19 protein-coding genes are annotated in these 16574 nt (G+C 70.1%); 13 read left to right on the top strand and 6 right to left on the bottom strand.

What is annotated here, in order from left to right; translation table 11 throughout:
- Nucleotides 1-249: 249 nt before the first annotated feature.
- Nucleotides 250-1572, top strand: a complete 1323-nt coding sequence (locus K4S16_RS37105; protein WP_308800962.1) for a glycosyltransferase — start codon at nucleotides 250-252, stop codon at nucleotides 1570-1572.
- Nucleotides 1573-1616: 44 nt separating this feature from the next.
- Here the strand turns inward: K4S16_RS37105 and K4S16_RS37100 are convergent, their stop codons facing one another.
- Nucleotides 1617-2408 carry an arginase family protein gene (locus K4S16_RS37100; protein WP_149263767.1) on the bottom strand — a complete coding sequence of 264 codons (792 nt, stop codon included), beginning with the start codon at nucleotides 2406-2408 and terminating at the stop codon, nucleotides 1617-1619.
- A 185-nt stretch (nucleotides 2409-2593) separates the two neighbouring features.
- Here K4S16_RS37100 and K4S16_RS37095 point away from each other — a divergent pair, with 185 nt between their 5' ends.
- From K4S16_RS37095 to K4S16_RS37080, 4 genes are all read left to right on the top strand, one after another.
- Nucleotides 2594-3214 carry a GNAT family N-acetyltransferase gene (locus K4S16_RS37095; protein WP_149263766.1) on the top strand — a complete coding sequence of 207 codons (621 nt, stop codon included), beginning with the start codon at nucleotides 2594-2596 and terminating at the stop codon, nucleotides 3212-3214.
- A 264-nt stretch (nucleotides 3215-3478) separates the two neighbouring features.
- Complete coding sequence (locus K4S16_RS37090; protein WP_149263765.1) at nucleotides 3479-4489, top strand: DUF1259 domain-containing protein; 1011 nt, start codon at nucleotides 3479-3481, stop codon at nucleotides 4487-4489.
- 153 nt (nucleotides 4490-4642) lie between these two features.
- On the top strand, nucleotides 4643-5008 hold the full coding sequence (locus K4S16_RS37085; protein ID WP_149263764.1) for an Mth938-like domain-containing protein: 366 nt from the start codon (nucleotides 4643-4645) through the stop codon (nucleotides 5006-5008).
- A 263-nt stretch (nucleotides 5009-5271) separates the two neighbouring features.
- Nucleotides 5272-6810, top strand: a complete 1539-nt coding sequence (locus tag K4S16_RS37080) for an Ig-like domain repeat protein (protein ID WP_149263763.1) — start codon at nucleotides 5272-5274, stop codon at nucleotides 6808-6810.
- A 64-nt stretch (nucleotides 6811-6874) separates the two neighbouring features.
- On the opposite strand, the gene K4S16_RS37075 is transcribed toward K4S16_RS37080, so the two are convergent.
- On the bottom strand, nucleotides 6875-7198 hold the full coding sequence (locus tag K4S16_RS37075; protein WP_200842330.1) for a YciI family protein: 324 nt from the start codon (nucleotides 7196-7198) through the stop codon (nucleotides 6875-6877).
- Between the two features lie 191 nt (nucleotides 7199-7389).
- Between K4S16_RS37075 and K4S16_RS37070 the strand changes: the two genes are divergently transcribed.
- Nucleotides 7390-7974 (top strand): suppressor of fused domain protein, encoded by a 585-nt coding sequence (locus K4S16_RS37070; RefSeq protein ID WP_149263762.1) that lies wholly within the window; start codon nucleotides 7390-7392, stop codon nucleotides 7972-7974.
- Between the two features lie 81 nt (nucleotides 7975-8055).
- Nucleotides 8056-8433, top strand: coding sequence for a nuclear transport factor 2 family protein (locus K4S16_RS37065; protein ID WP_149263871.1), 378 nt, complete (start codon nucleotides 8056-8058; stop codon nucleotides 8431-8433).
- Between the two features lie 337 nt (nucleotides 8434-8770).
- Here K4S16_RS37065 and K4S16_RS37060 read toward each other — a convergent pair whose 3' ends face one another.
- Entirely contained in the window at nucleotides 8771-8965 is a 195-nt protein-coding gene (locus K4S16_RS37060) for a DUF397 domain-containing protein (RefSeq protein ID WP_149263761.1), read from the bottom strand.
- Nucleotides 8962-9777: a DUF5753 domain-containing protein gene (locus tag K4S16_RS37055; protein ID WP_149263760.1), complete on the bottom strand. Its 816-nt coding sequence runs from the start codon at nucleotides 9775-9777 to the stop codon at nucleotides 8962-8964. The genes K4S16_RS37060 and K4S16_RS37055 overlap by 4 nt, the downstream gene beginning before the upstream one ends.
- A gap of 101 nt (nucleotides 9778-9878) precedes the next feature.
- On the opposite strand from K4S16_RS37055, the gene K4S16_RS37050 reads away from it, so the two are divergent.
- Nucleotides 9879-10229, top strand: a complete 351-nt coding sequence (locus K4S16_RS37050; protein ID WP_149263759.1) for an ATP-binding protein — start codon at nucleotides 9879-9881, stop codon at nucleotides 10227-10229.
- Nucleotides 10230-10281: 52 nt separating this feature from the next.
- On the opposite strand, the gene K4S16_RS37045 is transcribed toward K4S16_RS37050, so the two are convergent.
- Nucleotides 10282-11247 carry a zinc-binding dehydrogenase gene (locus tag K4S16_RS37045; protein WP_149263758.1) on the bottom strand — a complete coding sequence of 322 codons (966 nt, stop codon included), beginning with the start codon at nucleotides 11245-11247 and terminating at the stop codon, nucleotides 10282-10284.
- A gap of 164 nt (nucleotides 11248-11411) precedes the next feature.
- Between K4S16_RS37045 and K4S16_RS37040 the strand changes: the two genes are divergently transcribed.
- From K4S16_RS37040 to K4S16_RS37020, 5 genes are all read left to right on the top strand, one after another.
- Complete coding sequence (locus K4S16_RS37040; protein ID WP_149263757.1) at nucleotides 11412-12056, top strand: TetR/AcrR family transcriptional regulator; 645 nt, start codon at nucleotides 11412-11414, stop codon at nucleotides 12054-12056.
- Between the two features lie 109 nt (nucleotides 12057-12165).
- The gene (locus tag K4S16_RS37035) at nucleotides 12166-12795 is read left to right on the top strand and encodes an RNA polymerase sigma factor (protein WP_149263756.1); all 630 of its coding nucleotides are present in this window, start codon (nucleotides 12166-12168) and stop codon (nucleotides 12793-12795) included.
- Nucleotides 12792-13550 carry a hypothetical protein gene (locus tag K4S16_RS37030; protein ID WP_149263755.1) on the top strand — a complete coding sequence of 253 codons (759 nt, stop codon included), beginning with the start codon at nucleotides 12792-12794 and terminating at the stop codon, nucleotides 13548-13550. Before K4S16_RS37035 ends, K4S16_RS37030 begins: the two co-directional genes overlap by 4 nt.
- Nucleotides 13551-13737: 187 nt before the next feature.
- Nucleotides 13738-14181, top strand: a complete 444-nt coding sequence (locus K4S16_RS37025; RefSeq protein ID WP_149263754.1) for a group II truncated hemoglobin — start codon at nucleotides 13738-13740, stop codon at nucleotides 14179-14181.
- Between the two features lie 169 nt (nucleotides 14182-14350).
- Nucleotides 14351-15370, top strand: coding sequence for an aminotransferase class V-fold PLP-dependent enzyme (locus K4S16_RS37020; protein WP_149263753.1), 1020 nt, complete (start codon nucleotides 14351-14353; stop codon nucleotides 15368-15370).
- 211 nt (nucleotides 15371-15581) lie between these two features.
- Here the strand turns inward: K4S16_RS37020 and K4S16_RS37015 are convergent, their stop codons facing one another.
- Complete coding sequence (locus K4S16_RS37015; protein WP_149263752.1) at nucleotides 15582-16550, bottom strand: hypothetical protein; 969 nt, start codon at nucleotides 16548-16550, stop codon at nucleotides 15582-15584.
- Nucleotides 16551-16574: the final 24 nt, after the last annotated feature.

The raw sequence follows: 16574 nt of genomic DNA, 5'->3' as shown, positions 1-16574 counted from the left end.
CTTGAGACACGTCTTTCTGTCTCAAGGCCGATGATGCTTCTCAAGGCATGCACCATAAGGAAGCAACTCCGGAGCGCCGTTAGGACGGAGTGCTTTCGGAACTGTGCGAGGGGGAAGTCGGCCCCCGCGAGCCAGCGGCGTCGCGCGCGAGGCGCGGCCGCCCTGTTGGCCTTGAGTGCTCATGTTCGGCATGGCCGTTAGGTGGCGCGGTGATGGGCGGAGCGAGCGGTCGGGGGCTGAACTTCCCCCGTGGGAGGGATACGGCTTCAGGGGCGTGATGAGACGATCCGCGCCATACGACGGTGCGGGCGCAGGCGGGTGGGTGCGGTGCGGGTTTTGGTTGTCGCGGTTGGGACTAGTGGGGATGTCGCTCCGTTCACTGGGCTTGGGGCTCGGCTGCGGGAGGCGGGGCACGAGGTCACCATTGCCGCGCACGGGCCCTTTGAAGAGTTCGTGCGGGTGCGGGGGCTCGGGTTCGCGGCGCTGCCGATGGATATGAAGGCGGAACTGAGCACCGAGGAAGGGCGCAGGTCGCTGACGTCGTCGCCCGCGATGGTGGTGCGGCAGACGCGGATCTATGCCCGGCACTGGGCCGCTATGGCTGACGCGATCGTCGACGCCGCCGAAGGGGCGGAGTTCATGCTCGTGTCGACGATGGGTTGGCTCGGCATCCATGTCGCGGAGGGTCTGCGGATCCCGAGCATGGGCATCTATCTGCAGCCGATGGATCCGACCCGCGAGTTCCCACCCGCTGTCATGACCACCCGGTCGCTCGGAGGATGGGGCAATCGGGCGGCGGCGCGGTCGATGCGCGTCCTTGGGCAGGCGCCGTTCCGGTCGGTGGTGAACGGGCTGCGCGAGCGCCTGGATCTGCCGCCGGTCACGCCCGCGCGGTTCTTCCGGCGGCTGGATGAGCAGGGCTGGCCCGTCGAGTACGGGTTCAGCCCAACGGTCGTGCCGCGTCCCGCCGACTGGCCGCGCGGGCGGGAGGTCGCCGGGTACTGGTGGCCCGAGCCCTCGCCGGACTGGCGTCCGCCCGAGGCACTGTCGCAGTTCCTGGACGACGGCCCGCCGCCCGTGTTCGTCGGCTTCGGCAGCCTGACGGCCGGCGACCAGGAGCGGTACGGCGCGATGGTGACGGAGGCGCTGCGGAAGGCGGGGGTCCGGGGCGTCGTGCAGGCGGGCTGGTCGGGGCTGGCTGCGGACGAGGGGTCGAAGGACGTCCTGGCGGTCGGCGAGGTGCCGCACGACTGGCTGTTCCCGCGCATGGCCGCGGTCGTGCACGCCTGCGGCGCGGGGACGACGGCGGCGGGGCTGCGGGCGGGCGTCCCGTCGGTCGGGGTGCCGCTGTCGGCCGACCAGCCCTTCTGGGCGAAGCGCGTGGCGGTGCTCCGGGCGGGGCCCGAGCCGGTCCCGTTCCAAAGGTTGGACGCCGGACGGCTCGCGTCCGCGATCAGGGAGGCGGTGTCGCGCGACTCCTACCGCGAACGCGCCCAGGCGGTCGCCGAACAGATCGCGGCGGAGGACGGCGCGGCCCACGTCCTGCGCGCCATCGAGTCCCGGGCGTCATAGGGGAAGCGAGGCCCGGCCGGTCAGATCACGCAGGCTGCGCTCTCTCAGAGGGGAAGCGCGGCGGCCAGGCGACGGATCACCTCGGCGTCGTCGTCATCGCCGGGCTCGCCGGTCGGCATGTGCTCCGTGATGGCCGCTCCGACGACGTCGCGCAGGCCGGAGACGAGGCCGATCAGGCGGTCCGGCGCCACCCCGTCCGGTTCGCGGTAGCCGAGCGAGCCGAACTGCGTGGGTTCGAGGACGTCCAGATCGATGTGGACGTAGAGGGGGCCGTCGAGATCCTCGAACGCCGCCTCGAAGTCGTCGACGCCGTGGCGCCGGATCCCGGCGCTCCGGAGGTACTCGTGCTCCGTCGTGTCTCCCGCCCGCTCCCCCGCGATGATCACCTGTTCGGGAGTCAGGGGCTCGTCCGGCAGGAGGGGCGCCGGGCCGTCGCCGAGCAGGGTGCGCAGCACCATCCCGTGGAAGGACCCTGACCGCAGGGTCCGCGGCGTGTACAGGTCAGGGTGGGCGTCGATCCACAGGATTGTGAGCCGGTCGCCGTACCTGGCGCGGGCGGCGGCGATCGGCGCCAGGTCCACCCCGCAGTCGCCGCCGGCGGTGAGCACGACGTCGTCGATGCCCGCCAGAGCCTTCCGCGTCCTGCCAAGGTTCTCCACGAGCACGTCGAGTGAGCGGACTCCGGCGTCGGGCTTGCCGCCCGTGTCGAGCACCGGCACGGTGACCCGGGAGTCGGCCGCGACCACCTCGGCGGTCCGCCGGGCACCCGCCGACAGCCGCGGCGAATCCCCCAGCCCCGACCCTTGCCACTGCGGCACACAAAGCACAGTCGTCACGTGATCGACAATACGGGTGGCCCTGCCGCAATAGGCAAGACTCACGTCAGAGCATCTTCACTGAGCTCGGCCTCCACAGCCGCGTCCCAGACGCCGTCGTCGCCCAGGAGGTCGGCCTACTCGGTCGCCGATCACCGCCCGCCTCGCCGAGGAACCCTCCTGGCGGACTCTGGGATCATGACCCGGTGCTCACACTGGCGCGGATCGCCGAGGACCCCGGCACGCTGACGCATCGTCTGGAGTCGCGCGACGGTGCGCGTCTCGTCTTCCGTCCTCTGGCCCCCGGCGATGCCCAAGGGCTGGCCGACTTCCTCGCCGGGCTGTCCCCCGAGTCCCGCAGGTTCAGCACGTTCGACGGCTACGACCTGGCGGCCGCCCGGGAGCTGTGCGCGGCCATCGCGCGCTACGACAAGCTCCGCCTGGTGCTGGAGGAAGAGCCGTCCGCCAGGATCGTCGGGCTGCTGGAGTTCAGCCTCGCACTGCCGCCGGGCGACGTCGAGCGCTACCGCCGGGCCGGGATCCGCCTGGATGAGACGACCGACTGCCGGTTCGGCCCCACCCTGGCTGACGACCATCAGGGCAAGGGGCTGGCGACGCAGGTTTTCCCACTGGTCCGGCAGGTCGCGCGACGACTCCGCAAGCGCAGGATCATCCTGTGGGGCGGCGTTCTGGCCGACAACCCCCGCGCGATCCGCTACTACGAGAAGAACGGCTTCCACCGAGTCGGCACCTTCACCGGTCCCGACGCCCAGACGTCCCTGGACATGATCCTGAACCTCGAACCGGCCCCGGGCGAGCAGGCCTGAAGACCCGGGCCATCGCGCCGCCTTCGCGAAAGCGCCCACGTCGTGCAGCGCTGAGGCGGAGTGGTCTCGGCCGGGGCGCGCAATAAGGCGACATGTTCTTGAATGGGTGCTACGTCCCTTCAGGTGCGGGAGTTGACCGCGGGACGCCCTCCTCCGCAGGTCTCGCCCGCCGCCATTCCCCGGATCTGTAGTTTCCATGATCATTCTTCGCGTTCGCGCTTGCCCCGGCGGGGGCAGTGCTTGGAACGAACGGGGGGAAAACTCATGATCATCAATAGTTCATCGGAAACGGCGCGGCGGGGGACGCTCGGCCGGTTCTGCGGAAGCGTCGCACTTGTCGCGGGCCTGGTCGCGTCCGGAATGGCGGGGACCGCGGGCGCCGCCCCGGCGCCGGGCGCGGACACGGCGGGCCCACGGGCCGAGGCGCCGCAGGCCAGGCCCAAGAAGGACCGGCTGCCGGTCAAGGCGATCGAGAAGATATTGCAGGCCGACGGCCACGTGAGCAAGAGCGGGGTCCTCGAGGTCGACATCGACCGCAAGGACCTCCACGTCAGCGGGGGCCAGCCCCGGGTGAAGTTCAAGGACGGCTTCCAGATCCAGCACGAGTTGTTCTTCCAGTCACTCGGGCATGGAAAGGCGATCCTCAACGGCGACCTGGTCCTGCGGCCCCGGGAGATCCAACCGGTCATCGACGCCTTCATCGCCCACGGGATCACGTTCCAGGCGCAGCACCAGCACCTGTACGACCTGCAGCCGATGGTGTGGTTCCTGCACTTCCGCGCGGTCGGGAACCCGATCCGGCTGGCCGGCGCCGCGCGCGCCGTCATCGCCAAGACGTCCACGCCGCTGCCGCAGCACTCGCCGCCGCACCCCAAGACCCCGCTTCCCGTCCGGAAGCTGGCGAAGGTCCTCGGCGGGGACGCCACGGTCGGGGAGAACGGGATAGTCACGGTGACCGTGCCGCGCACCGACCGGATCAGGCTCGGCGGCGTGCTCGTCGACCCGGACCTCGGGGTGTCCACCAGCGTCCAGTTCCAGCCGCTCCGGAAGGGCAAGGCGGCCGTGATCCCGGACTTCTCGATGACGTCCTCGGAGACGCAGCCGGTCATCTCGGTCATGCGTCGCAAGCACTGGCAGGTGGGCTGCCTCTACAACCAGGAGACCGCCGAGATCCCTCAACTGTACTTCTCGCACATGTTCCGCGTGGGCGACCCTGTCGTCCTCGCCAAGCAGATCCGCGAAGGGCTCAACCACACGGCCGCCAAGCGCGCCTGACGGCAGGGTGAGGGATCCGCTCTGAGGCGGCCGGCGGCAGAACCCGCCGGCCGCCTCATCGCTGGGCGCGTGCCGGTTCGGGCAGAACGCCCGGTGCTCCCGCCATAGTGGTTCCGAAGCCGGAGAACAGCCTGTGCCGGAGAGGAAGCCGCAATGGCGACATCACCGCAGATCACACATGTCTCTTGGGGCCGCATGGAGGTGGAGGGCCTCGAACCGGGCAAGGACTTCAAGCTCTTCCCCGGCGGCGGCCGTGCCTGGGACTGGTCCGAGCACGGGACGCGCCACGATCCGGGGGTCCAGCCGGCCGACGTCCAAGAACTCCTCGACCACGGATGCACGGTGGTCGTGCTCAGCCGTGGAATGGAACGACGGCTGCTGACCATGCCGGAAACCCTGAGGATGCTGGAGGAAGCAGGCGTCAAGGTGCATAGGGAAGAGACGACGGCAGCCGTGGACCTCTACAACGAACTCGCCAGGACGACGGCCGTCGGCGGCCTCTTCCACTCGACATGCTGATCGGCGCGTTGGGCGCGGCGCGATCCCGCGCCCGACGGCGCCGGTGATCCCACCGCGAGCAGGACGTCGAGGCGGCCGCGATGTGGCCGATGAATTCGTTCGACCTCGCTCTGCACGCACTAATCGACATTGCCGTTTGGGGATCAAGAATGGTGGAGACCCTCAGCGATAAGTCGAACACTCGTGGTGAACTGCCGCAGGTGAGAGGCGATCCGTGATCGTCGCTCGGCGGACGCTCGCCCCTACCCGGGAGCGTGTCCCCCATGCCCTCCAGCACCGTCCCGACGCATTCCGCGCACGCCCGCTCCCGAACGCCCGGACGTGCGGCCGCCTCTGCCGCGGCCGCGGCGACCATGACGCTGGCCTACGTCCCCAACCGCTCCGGCGACACGGTGTCGGTGATCGACACCGCCACCCACGTGGTGGCCGCCACCATCACCGTCGGCTCCGGGCCGATCTGGGTCGCGATCGCCCCCGACGGCGCCACCGCCTACGTCACCAACCTCGACGAGGACTCGGTGTCAGTGATCGACACGGCCACCAACACGGTGACCGCCACCATCGCGGACGGCTCCGGCCCTTATGGAGTGGCCGTCACCCCTGACGGCGGCACCGTCTACGTCGCCAACTCCTATGCGGAATCGGTGACGGTCATCGACGCCGCCACCAACACCGCGACCTCCACCATCACCGTCGGGTCCGAGCCGGCCGGCGTGGCGGTCACCCCTGACGGCCGCAGCGTCTACGTCGCCAACGAGGGCACCGACACGGTGTCGGTGATCGACACCGCCACCAACACCGTGGCCGCCACCATCACCGTCGAGTCCAGGCCGACCGGGGTGGCCGTCACCCCGGACGGCGGCACCGCCTACGTCACCCGGTGGGCAGGCGACGTAGTGTGGGCGATCGATACCGCCTCCAACACGGTGACCGCCACGATCACCGTCGGCTCGCTTCCGATCGGTGTGGCGGTCGCCCCGGACGGCCGCACCGCCTACGTCGCCAACCGGGACAGCGACTCCGTGTCGGTGATCGACACCGCCACCCAGACTGTGACCGCCACCATCACCGGCGTGACCGGCGCGAACGGTGTGGCCGTCAGCCCGGACGGCACCGCCGCGTACGTCACCGGAGACTTCAGGAGCGACACGGTGTCAGTGATCGACACCGCCGCCAACACGGTGACCGCCACCATCACCGGTGTCGGCCCCGACCCGTTCGGCGTCGCGATCATCCCGGGCGCCGCCTCCGCGGTCACGGTCACGGCCGAGCCCGACCCGGCCCGGGTCGATCAACCGGTGACCCTGACCGCCGCGGTCTCGTGCAGCGAGGGCACCCCCACCGGCACGGTCGTCTTCCGCGACGGCGCCACCGTTCTGGGCTCCGCCGATCTGCACGGAGGTACCGCCACCCTCGTCCGCGGATTCGAGGCCGGCCCCCACGCCATCACCGCCCGGTACACCGGTGACGGCACGTGTCCGCCCGGAGCCTCCGCCCCGACCGCCCTCACCGTCGCCAGGGGCACCTCGACGACCAGGGCATCCGCACTGCCCAGAGCGACGCTGCGGCACGTACCGGTCGCCCTCACCGCCCGGGTCCTCTGCACCGACGGCACTCCCACCGGCACGGTCGAGTTCCGCGACGGCGCCACCTTCCTGGGCACCGTCCCACTGACCCTCGGCGCGGCCTACCTGGTCACCGCCTTCCGCGCCACCGGCCACCACACCATCACCGCCGTCTACAGCGGCGACCGCCACTGCGAGACCTCCACCTCGCCGCCCGTCACCGTCCTCGTTCTCTGAGGTGCTTCGCAGGAGCCCCCGCAGACGGGTTGAGCACTTGAGGGGTGTTTCCGAAGTCGCGGCGTCAGCCGCGTACCCGGGCCTCGTCGACTCCCAGTACGTCCGCCAGCGCCGGGTGGACCCGCCCCGGGTCGATCGTCACGACCGTGTACTTCGCGACCCCCGCCACGACGAACGGGTCCTCTGCCACAATCCGCTCGACCGCCGCACGATCGACACCGCAGGCCACGATGGCGCCGCCCTCCGCCGAGGGCACCGTCTGCCCGGACAACAGGAACGTCCCTTCACGGTGATGGCGCTCCAAGAACAGGACGTGGTCGGCGACGAACGGCTCCGCCGCCTGCTCCGACCCCGTGTACTGCAGGAACAGCAGGTGCACCATGCCCATCCCCTCGGCTCCCCTCGCGAACCGGTACATCATGGCACCCGCCGACCGGCATCCGAGGCAGGGCCGGATACGCACTCGCACTCGTCGCGCACCACCACATGCTTGACGAATCTGCCCGCGCGCGTGCAGGCAGTTGATCTACGCTGGCCGCGCCAGGTGATCGAGGTGGCGAAGCCGCAACTGGGGGGATCATGGTCGAGGTCGCGAACGAGGCTCCCGGCTGGGACGCGATCGAGGCCGCGGTGGCCACCAGAATGGGTGATCAAGAGCCGCTGCACTGGGGGACGAGCAACCTGCCCGGGCAGGGCCTCTACGGCCTGAGCGCGTACCGAGCCGCCGGGCACTGGCTGCTGGTCACGTTCGGGATGACGGAGCTGTTCTCCAAGGACAGCGATGACCCGGACATCAGCGGATGGGGCTACGAGCTGACCATGCGGGTCCCCCTCGACGCCGACCAGCCGCCCGCGTGGTCCCTGCGCCTGCTCGACAAGCTGGTCGAGTACGTGTTCAACAGTGGCAGGCCGTTCGCCGAAGGCCACCGCATGGACGTGGGCGGCCCGATCACCGGCCAGGCGAACACCCGGCTCCGCGCGGTCGCCTTCGCCGCCGACCCTGAACTGCCGCCCATCGACTCCCCCTTCGGCTCGGCGCAGTTCCTGGCCGTCGTCGGGATCACCATCGACGAGCTGGAACGCATGAAGGCCACCACGACGGCCGCGGTGCTCAGCGAACTGGCCGCACACTCCCCCATGCTCGTCACCGACCCGACGCGCTAGTGCTGTGACCGGGATGGTCCACCGTGATCGGAAGGCGGCTTGCGGGAGGAGCGCACGCGCAGCGACTGGTATTACTGGGGCATGCAGGAAGAGATGGCACGCTCCGCGATCGACACGTTCATCTCCGCGTTCAACGCCTCGGCCGACAGCTATGTGACTGCCCTGCTCTCCCAGGCACTGACCTCAGACGTGGTCTTCTGGGGGCCGTTGGGGCGCAGCGAAGGAATCGCGGCGGTCGAGCGGTTCGTGCTGGACATCCGGCGCCACCCGGCGGGGACCGGCACGATGGCGCGCTGCTCAGCGGTGGACATGCCTGACGAGTGGGCCCGGTACCAGTGGGTCTTCACCACGCCGGATGGAGGCCCCCGCCTGGCGGGAACGGACGTAGTCCATCTGCGGCGGAGCCTCATCGACCAGGTCATCGTCTTTGCGGGGGAGATCGAGCCGTCCACCTCCTGAGTCGTCCATCCGTCGCTGTCCTTCTCGTGAACTTGCCCCTTTCGGCAGTCCGGGGCTGCGGTTCGTGGTCGGCCAGGCTGCGGCGTTGAGGTGGCGTCCGCCCCAGCGGATGACCTTCTCGTTGCGGATGCGGGCGCGTTCCTTGCGTTGGGCGGCAAGTACGCGGGGTGGCGGGCGGGGTTGTGTTGCCGTGGAGATGGCCGAGCACGACACGCGCCGCCCTGACCGACACCCGGTCGGAACCCTTGGGTACGGCGACGTCTCCGCGTCCTTCGCCATCCGTCCCCGCCGAGCCGGCCGGTCCCGCAGCCCCCGCCAGGACCGGCCCGCACGCCCGTCAGGCCCGGTCGAGAGCCCCTTCCTTGATCCGCTGAAGCAGACTCCCGAACGCATCACCGCTCACGATCAGCCGTCCCCCATCAGGATCCTTGGAATCCCGGATCCCGACGCCATCGATCAACCCGGCCACCTCGACGCACGCTTCGTCTGTTGCTCCCCCGCTGAACGAGCTCTTCCGCCACGCGCTGGTCACGTGCACTCCTCCATCACCTTGCGGATCAGAGCCCGGGAGGCATCCTCATGGAGGGCTTTCGCTCCGATCCGCTCGAAGTCCATGCTCAACTGCCTAACTTCGGAGGGCACCTCCACCAACCGGCCTCCGCGGAAAGCCCCGATGTAGGCGATGTCCCGAGCTTCCAGACTCATGATCTGGAACGGCCCGTCAAGCCCTATGCAGGCTCCGGCAGACCTCGGGATGACGCGCATGATCACATTGGGGCGCTCGCCGAACTCCAGAAGGCGGTGGAGTTGGGCCCTCATCACCTCGGCTCCGCCGACTGGACGGTAGAGGACGCCTTCGTCCAGCAGCACGAGCAGCAGAGGCCCTGATGTGCCACTCAGCAACGCCTTCTGGCGGGCCATGCGCGCGGCCACGACGGTCTCGACATCGGAAGCACCACCGGCTTGCACGAACGCCCGAGCGTAGTCCTCGGTCTGGAACGGGACGGGGATGACCTGCCCCTGGTAGATCCTGATCAAGTTGGCTTGCGCCTCATACTGGGCGTACTGCCGGAACCAATCCGGCTCATGCGCCGTACGAGCGAACCAAATCAGCATTTCGAAGAGCCTAGGGGTGTTGTACTTTTTGTCCAGCACCCTCGCCTGATCGTCGTGCAGTTTGAGGCGTCCCGCCTCCATGTTGGAAACAGTCGATCGCGCGGCCCCGATGATCTGCCCGCACCGGGCCAGCGAGTGATCATGTTTTTCTCGCTCGAAGCGCAGCGCGTAGGCCAGAAAGTGCCAGAGAGAGATCTTTGGGTCGAGTGGATCCCGATGGTTGGCCATACTCCCCCCAATGTTTCCGGTTTTCCCAGATACACGCGAGGTTAGCTCGCACGCCCGATCCTGGGCACGGAAAGCCGAAAACACATAGAAAGGGCAGGGCGATGCTGACCACGCCGGATTGCCTGCTGCTCTCCATGCCGGCGTCGAAGGCCGCGCCGGGGCTGGCGCGCACGTTGACGATGGCGCGACTCCGCAAATGGGGCTGCGCACATATTTCGGACGATGCGTTTTTGATCGCGCCGGAATTGATCACCAACGCCGTGGTGGCCACGCCTGGCGAGGAGATCCGGTACCAGTGCAGCCGCGACGTCGCCGGCGTCCTCATCGCCGTGTGGGACGCCAGCCCGGCCCGGCCGCGAGGCCTTCCGATAGTCGCGGCCCTCGCCGCCGAGTGCGGCTACTCCCCCGACCCCACAGGCGGCAAATGGGTCTGGGCCCGCCTCAAACCATGAGCGTGATGGACAGCACTGCTTGAGCCGGTCTGGCCGAGGTGCGGGCTTCCTCTCAGGGGACCAGCACGATCCTGCCGAACACCTCGCCCGCGTCCATCTTCTGGTGGGCCTGCACCGCCTGATCCAGGGGCAGCACCTCGTGGATGACCGTGCGCAGGTCCCCGTGCGCGGCCTCGGCGAACTGGGACGACCGCACGGCCTGCCTTTCAGGGACGGGCACGGTATCGGAGCTGAACGTGGCGAACGACAGCGACTTGCGAAAGGCATCGATCAGCCGCATGCCGAAATCCTCCGGCGGCTGTCCGCCGACCACTCCGACGGCCACGAACCGCCCGTTGGGGTGCAACCTTTCCAGGAAGTCGGGAAGCCGGGGGCCGCCCACGACATCGATCACCACGTCGAAGCCCGACGGGGCGCCGGGGCCGCCGTCCTCACCGGAACGGTCGAGGACATGGGTGGCGCCGAGGTCCCGCAGCCGCGCGCCGCGCGCCGCCGATGAGGTGGTGACCGCCACCGCGCCCGCACCGACCCTGGCCGCGAGCTGGACCGCCGTGATCCCGATGCTTCCCGCCGCGCCGCGCACGAGCAACGCCTCGCCAGGCGCGAAACGGGCCCGGTCCAGGGCGAAATGGGCCACTACGCCGGAGCCGCCGAGAGTCACCGCGTCGGCGCCGGCCAGGCCGTCGGGCAGCGGCAGGACGTCCTCGACGGCGGCGACGGCCTGCTCGGCGTATCCACCCGCCAGGCCGGTGAACGCCCACACGGGCCGTCCCGTCCACGAAGCGTCCACCCCCTCCCCCACCGCGGTGACGCGTCCCGCGACCTCGCTGCCGAGGAGGTGGCCCTCCCGGAATCCGTGGGCGGCGAGCGTCCCCCGGCGGATCACGGCGTCCACGCCGCCCACCCCGATGGCCTCCGTGGCGATCCGCACCTGCCCCGGGGCAGGATCGGGCGCCGGCAGGTCGACGACCGCCAGCCCCTCCGGGTCGCCGAACTTCTTGATCACGACGGCTTTCATCCTGGCTCCTCAGGGCGATACGTGGACGGGCACGGCCGCGACGGCCGTGGATGGCGAACCGGTCACCATGCCGAAGCCTCACCCGCCACCTGCTGGGACGGGCCGGCGCCACCGCCATCGGAACGTAACGGACGCCCCCGTCCGTTTGGCTAAAGTGAGAGGCGATGACCGGCCGTTTGCCTCGTACCGCGCGCTCCGACGCCCGCGGCAACCGAGCCCGCATCCTGGCCGCCGCCCGCGCGGTGTTCGGCGAGGAAGGCCTCGGTGCGCCCATGCGCGAGGTCGCCCGGCAGGCGGATGTCGGCCCGGCCACGCTGTACCGCCACTTCCCCACCAAGCGGGCCCTGATCGTGGAGGCCTTCGCCGAGCAGCGGCGAGCCTGCCACGCCATCGTCGGCGACGCCCTGGCGGACCCGGATCCATGGCACGGATTCCAGAGCCTGATCGAGCGGATCTGCGAACTCCACGCCCTCAGCCGGGGTTTCGCCGATGTCTTCATGGCGGCTTTCCCCGAGGCCACGGACTTCACCGCCGACCGGCAGCGCGTCCTGCGGGCGGTCGCCGAGCTGGCCCGCCGCGCCCAGGAGACCGGCCGTCTGCGGTCCGGCTTCGTCGTCGACGACCTGACCCTCATGCTCATGGCTCACCGGGGCCTCCAAGACACACCGCACGAAGCCCGGCTCCAGGCGTCCCGCCGTTTCGCCGCTTACGTGATAGAGGCCTTCCACACCGTCCCGGCACCGGAAGCACCCACGCCACTACCCCCGGCCCCACGCCTCCAGCTCGCACACGAGCCCATCACCCCGTAAGCGACAGCGGCCTGTGGAAGGCGTCCACCTGCCGGAAAGGCGGTGAGGTGTAACGCGACGAGGCTCTCCCGCCAAGAAGAGCAAACAGCACACAGCGGGAGGCCCTTGGATGGGAGATGAGAAGCCGGCCGAGGAAGCAGATCCGGTGGACGTCACCGCGATCGCTCGTGATCCGGCGGCGCTGGAGGTGTTCTATCGGCGGCATGTCGCGGAGGTGACCCGCTTCGTGGCACGCCGGATCTCGGACCCTCACACGGTCGACGACCTGACGACCGAAGTGTTCCTGGCCGCGATCGACAGCGCCGAGCGATATCAGGCCGGCAGGGGAAGCCCGCGGGCGTGGTTGCTGGGAATCGCCCGGAACGTGGTGGCCGCCGAGTGGCGGCGCCATGCCGGTGAACTCGACAAGGCCCAGCGGGCGGGGGGCCGTCGCTACCTGGACGGCGACGACATCGCCCGGCTGGAAGAGCAGATCGACGCCGAGCGAGTGGCGCGCGGCCTGCACGCGCTGCTTTCCGTGTTGCCCGAGCGGCTGCGCAGTGTCATCGAGCTCGTCGATCTGGACGGCCTGACGTTGGCCGAGACGGCCACTGCGCTGAACATCCGCGCCGGGACCGCCCGGGTTCGACTGCACCGGGCCCGCAAACGGCTGAAGGCCGCCTTCCCGCAGGACCAAGCGCCACCCGCCCGGTCGACCGCCAATGCACCGTCTCCTTTGGCGAAGGGAGCCTCCCTATGAGCGGCATCTCCACCGACGACACGCCCCTTGCGGGCTATCAGGAACGACGTCTGATCGAGCTGACCGCGGCGGTCGTCGCCAAGAGGGAGCAGGGTGCCCGCGCGTCGACGGTCCGGCCGACGCGCCGACCGGGGCTGGTGCGGCGGCGGTCGGCGTGGGGCCTCGCGGGGGCCGCGTGCACAGCGTGCGCGGTCGCCGCCGGGCTTCTGGCCTGGACGGGGAACGCGCAGCCCGCCTACGCGATCACCCGGGATCCGTCCGGCCTGGTCACGATCAAGGTGACCGAGGAGACCCTGGACACTCGCGACGCCGACGCGCTCTCCCGCGGTCTGCGTTCGCTGGGAGTGCCGGCGGCCGTGTACTCCATCCCGGAGGGCAAGGTGTGCCCGCAGCCCTACGCCAGGCAGGTCGACCTCCCGTCCAACGTGTACGAGATGCCAGACGGCCTCTACACGGTGCCGAGCAACCTCCCGCAGCCGGGCGGCGGCTGGAAGATGACGATCAACCCGGGCCACTTCAAGCGCGGCCAGTTCATGATCTGGACGCTGTCCCTTTCCGGTACCTACGACCAGAACGGCCGACGCGTCGGAACCGCGACCTCCGTCGGCACCTACCTGGTCAGCGGGCGAGTCATCCCCTGCCGCTACCGGCCGGCGCCACAAAAGGAAGCACCACCGCCCCCCGCCAAGAAAGACGGCAAATCGGTCTTCGCCACCGACAGCGGCGGCTACGTCACCTTTGCGGACTCGGACTGACGGGTCACCAAGGGCGGCCGCAGTCCGTCCGACGGACCTGGAACGACGCCGCCGCCGGGGCGCGCCATGCGGAAACCCGGTCACGGAGCCGCGCGGGTGGCCACAACCGGCATGGGCCCTCGACAGCCCCCGCGGCGGCCTGAAATAAACGAGACTCGACCACTGTCAACCAGGTAATGGTGTAATCATGGAGAGTCTGTACGAGCACGCAGGCGGCCACGAGGGCCTCCGCCGCTTCATCGACCTCTTCTATGCCAGTGTGCTGGCCGACGACCTGCTCCAGCCGCTGTTCGGCGAGGGTCGCCCGACCCACGTCGACCATCTGACCGCCTTCACCGCCGAGACGTTCGGCGGCCCCGACACCTTCACCCGCGACATGGGCGGCTTCGCGCACCTCATCGACGTCCACCGCGACCTGGAGATCACCGAGGAACAGCGCCTCAGGTTCGTCGAGCTGTACATGGCCGCGGCCGATGCCGCCGGCCTGCCCTCCGACGCCCCGTTCCGCCAGGCGCTGCGCGAGCACGTGGAGTTCGGCTCCGAAGTCGCCAAGCAGAACTCCAACGCCAAGACCGACGACGAACTGCACCCGCTCCGCGAGGTCCCCCACTGGGACTGGCCCGTCCCTTGACCTCCCGGCCCCGTGCAGGGGCCGCCCGGCATCGGAACGAAAAGTCGGGTGAGTGCTGCCCGTACGCGCCGAGGCGGGAACGAGCGCCTCGTAGGCCATCAGCCCTCGGCATGCGCCACTGCACGCCCGGACCGATGAGCGTGGTGGGTGGGCGTCTAGGGTCGTGAGGGTGGATTTGGGTGATGCGGTGCGTTTGTGGGGTCCGGAGCCGGGGTGGCTGAACACTGCTAGTTACGGCATACCGCCGGAGCCGGCGTTCGAGGCGCTGCAGGGCGCGCTGGGCGAGTGGCGGCGCGGGGCCAACGGCTGGGACAAGTGGGACCGGTCCACCGGCCGCGCGCGCAGCGCGTTCGCGCGGCTGGTCGGCGTCGCGGCGGAGGACGTGGCCGTGGGCGCGTCCGCCTCGCAGGTGCTGGCCCCGGTCGCCGCCTCGCTGCCGCCGGGGTCGCGTGTCGTCGTCCCCGACATCGAGCAGACGTCGAACCTGTTCCCCTGGCTCGTGCAGGATCTCGACGTGCGCACGGTGCCGCCCGCCGAACTGCCCGGCGCGATCGACGAGCGTACGGACGCGGTCGCCTTCAGCCTGGTCCAGTCCGCGACGGGCGAGGTCGCCGCCGCCGAGGAGGTCGTCGCTGCGGCGCGGGCGCACGGCGCGCTCGTCATCGCCGACGCCACCCAGGCGGTCGGCTGGCTCCCGGTCGACGCGGCGCCCTACGACGTCCTGGCCGTCTCGGCGTACAAGTGGCTCATGTGCCCGCGCGGCACCGCCTTCTGCTACGTCAGCCCGGCCCTGCGCGACCGCATCAGGCCGCTCGCCGCCAACTGGTACGCCGGGGAGGGCGACGCCTCCTACGGGCCGCCGCTGCGGCTGGCCAAGGACGCCCGGCGGTTCGACATCGCCGCCCCCTGGTTCTCGTACGTCGCGGCCGCCCCCACGCTGGAGCTGCTCCTCGAGATCGGCATCGGCCGGATCCACGAGCATGACGTGCGGATGGCCAACCGGTTCCGGAGCGGGCTCGGCATGCCGCCCGGCGACAGCGCGATCGTCAGCGTCGCCCGGCCGGGCGCGGCCGAGCGGCTCGCGGCGGCGGGCATCCGAGCGTCCGTCCGCAAGGGCGCGGCCCGCCTGGCCTTCCACCTCTACACGACGGACGCCGACGTCGACGCCGCCATCGGAGCGTTGACCTGAACCTCGAGTCCCGCGGCGTCCTACCCGGCCCGCCGTTTCCTGGCCGTCCATCACCACCTCGGCCAACTCCGCGTCGCAGGGGGGTGGCCCGTCGCCCGCAGGTGCTCCAGGTGCTCGCGGACCAGCGGGACGACCGCCCGGTCGCCGCCCCTACACCGCCCGGTTACGCGGCGGCTCTCGACGGTCGCGGCAGCCGTTCTGCGCCTTCTGCCTAGTCGCCCGCGTGAAGGGACCAGAAGCCCGGACCGTCCATTGTCATGACGAGCAGATCTCCGGGCCGCACTTCCATTTTGAGCATGCTGTCCCCCACGTCGGACACTCCCGCGTAATAATCGCGGGCCGCGTAGTCGCCGTTCCTTTCGTTGACGGCTTTCAGTTCCCAGCTGCGCTCGGCCCTCACCTGAACTGTCACCTTTCCAGGCGGTCCCTTGTACGTCACCACCTCTGCGCAGTCCCCTTGGAGCTCCCGCTCCAGGACGGCGGCATGGTCGATGGAGAGAAACCTGGCGGTCCATGTGCTGGAATGGCCGTTCTCGACACGGACCTTCAGGTGAGTGCACTCGACGGGCAGGAACACCCGTCCTCGGTAGTCGTCGATCCAGATCACCTGAGGTTCGTCGAGCGTCTCAATTCGGGCCTCGGTGCGGACGTGACCGGCGACCAGGAGATTGCCCTTCCCGGAAAAGACGAGGTCGGCGATCGCCGGCCGTCCGGGCTCGGGCCGGTCGATCAGGACTTCGGTGGTCCCGTTACCCCGGCCGGTCGCCACGAAGCGCTCCCCGGTCGAAGGCTCGGCGCGGGACGGGCGCCGCGCCGGGGCCCGCCGCTCCAGAGCGTCGATCGGTACCGGACGTCCGTTCCGCCGCGCCTCCAGGCGGATCAGCGCAGCCCGGCCCTCCTTGAGCGCGGACAGCGCGTCCGGTGCGGAGGCGGCGGTCTTCGCCCGGTCGTAGGCGTCCAGAGCGAACCGGTAGTCCTCGAGCGCCTCGGGGGTCGCCTGCGGCCCCGAGGGGTCGAAGGACAGCACGTCCAGTTCCTCACCGAACGAGGTGATCGAGTCGGCGAGCCGCTCGCCGACCGGACCCGGGCGCCTCGACGTGACGCGTCCGAGCACGAATCCAACGGCCAGCACGACTCCCACCGCCAAGGCGATCACGAACGCGAACACAGGATCGAACATGTCCGAGATCATGCCATTGGTCGC

Source organism: Actinomadura sp. K4S16 (assembly GCF_008327685.1).
Taxonomy (GTDB): domain Bacteria; phylum Actinomycetota; class Actinomycetes; order Streptosporangiales; family Streptosporangiaceae; genus Spirillospora.
Note: the sequence above shows the minus strand (reverse complement) of the source record. Positions and strands in the feature narration are given on the sequence as shown.

Coding starts and splice junctions, on each gene's coding strand:
- K4S16_RS37070 (WP_149263762.1), top strand. CDS start 7,390: ATGGTCGAGGTCGCGAACGAGGCTCCCGGCTGGGACGCGATCGAGGCC.
- K4S16_RS37080 (WP_149263763.1), top strand. CDS start 5,272: ATGCCCTCCAGCACCGTCCCGACGCATTCCGCGCACGCCCGCTCCCGA.
- K4S16_RS37015 (WP_149263752.1), bottom strand. CDS start 16,550: ATGTTCGATCCTGTGTTCGCGTTCGTGATCGCCTTGGCGGTGGGAGTC.
- K4S16_RS37055 (WP_149263760.1), bottom strand. CDS start 9,777: ATGGCCAACCATCGGGATCCACTCGACCCAAAGATCTCTCTCTGGCAC.
- K4S16_RS37090 (WP_149263765.1), top strand. CDS start 3,479: ATGATCATCAATAGTTCATCGGAAACGGCGCGGCGGGGGACGCTCGGC.
- K4S16_RS37025 (WP_149263754.1), top strand. CDS start 13,738: ATGGAGAGTCTGTACGAGCACGCAGGCGGCCACGAGGGCCTCCGCCGC.
- K4S16_RS37040 (WP_149263757.1), top strand. CDS start 11,412: ATGACCGGCCGTTTGCCTCGTACCGCGCGCTCCGACGCCCGCGGCAAC.
- K4S16_RS37030 (WP_149263755.1), top strand. CDS start 12,792: ATGAGCGGCATCTCCACCGACGACACGCCCCTTGCGGGCTATCAGGAA.
- K4S16_RS37075 (WP_200842330.1), bottom strand. CDS start 7,198: ATGGGCATGGTGCACCTGCTGTTCCTGCAGTACACGGGGTCGGAGCAG.
- K4S16_RS37085 (WP_149263764.1), top strand. CDS start 4,643: ATGGCGACATCACCGCAGATCACACATGTCTCTTGGGGCCGCATGGAG.
- K4S16_RS37035 (WP_149263756.1), top strand. CDS start 12,166: ATGGGAGATGAGAAGCCGGCCGAGGAAGCAGATCCGGTGGACGTCACC.
- K4S16_RS37065 (WP_149263871.1), top strand. CDS start 8,056: ATGCAGGAAGAGATGGCACGCTCCGCGATCGACACGTTCATCTCCGCG.
- K4S16_RS37045 (WP_149263758.1), bottom strand. CDS start 11,247: ATGAAAGCCGTCGTGATCAAGAAGTTCGGCGACCCGGAGGGGCTGGCG.
- K4S16_RS37050 (WP_149263759.1), top strand. CDS start 9,879: ATGCTGACCACGCCGGATTGCCTGCTGCTCTCCATGCCGGCGTCGAAG.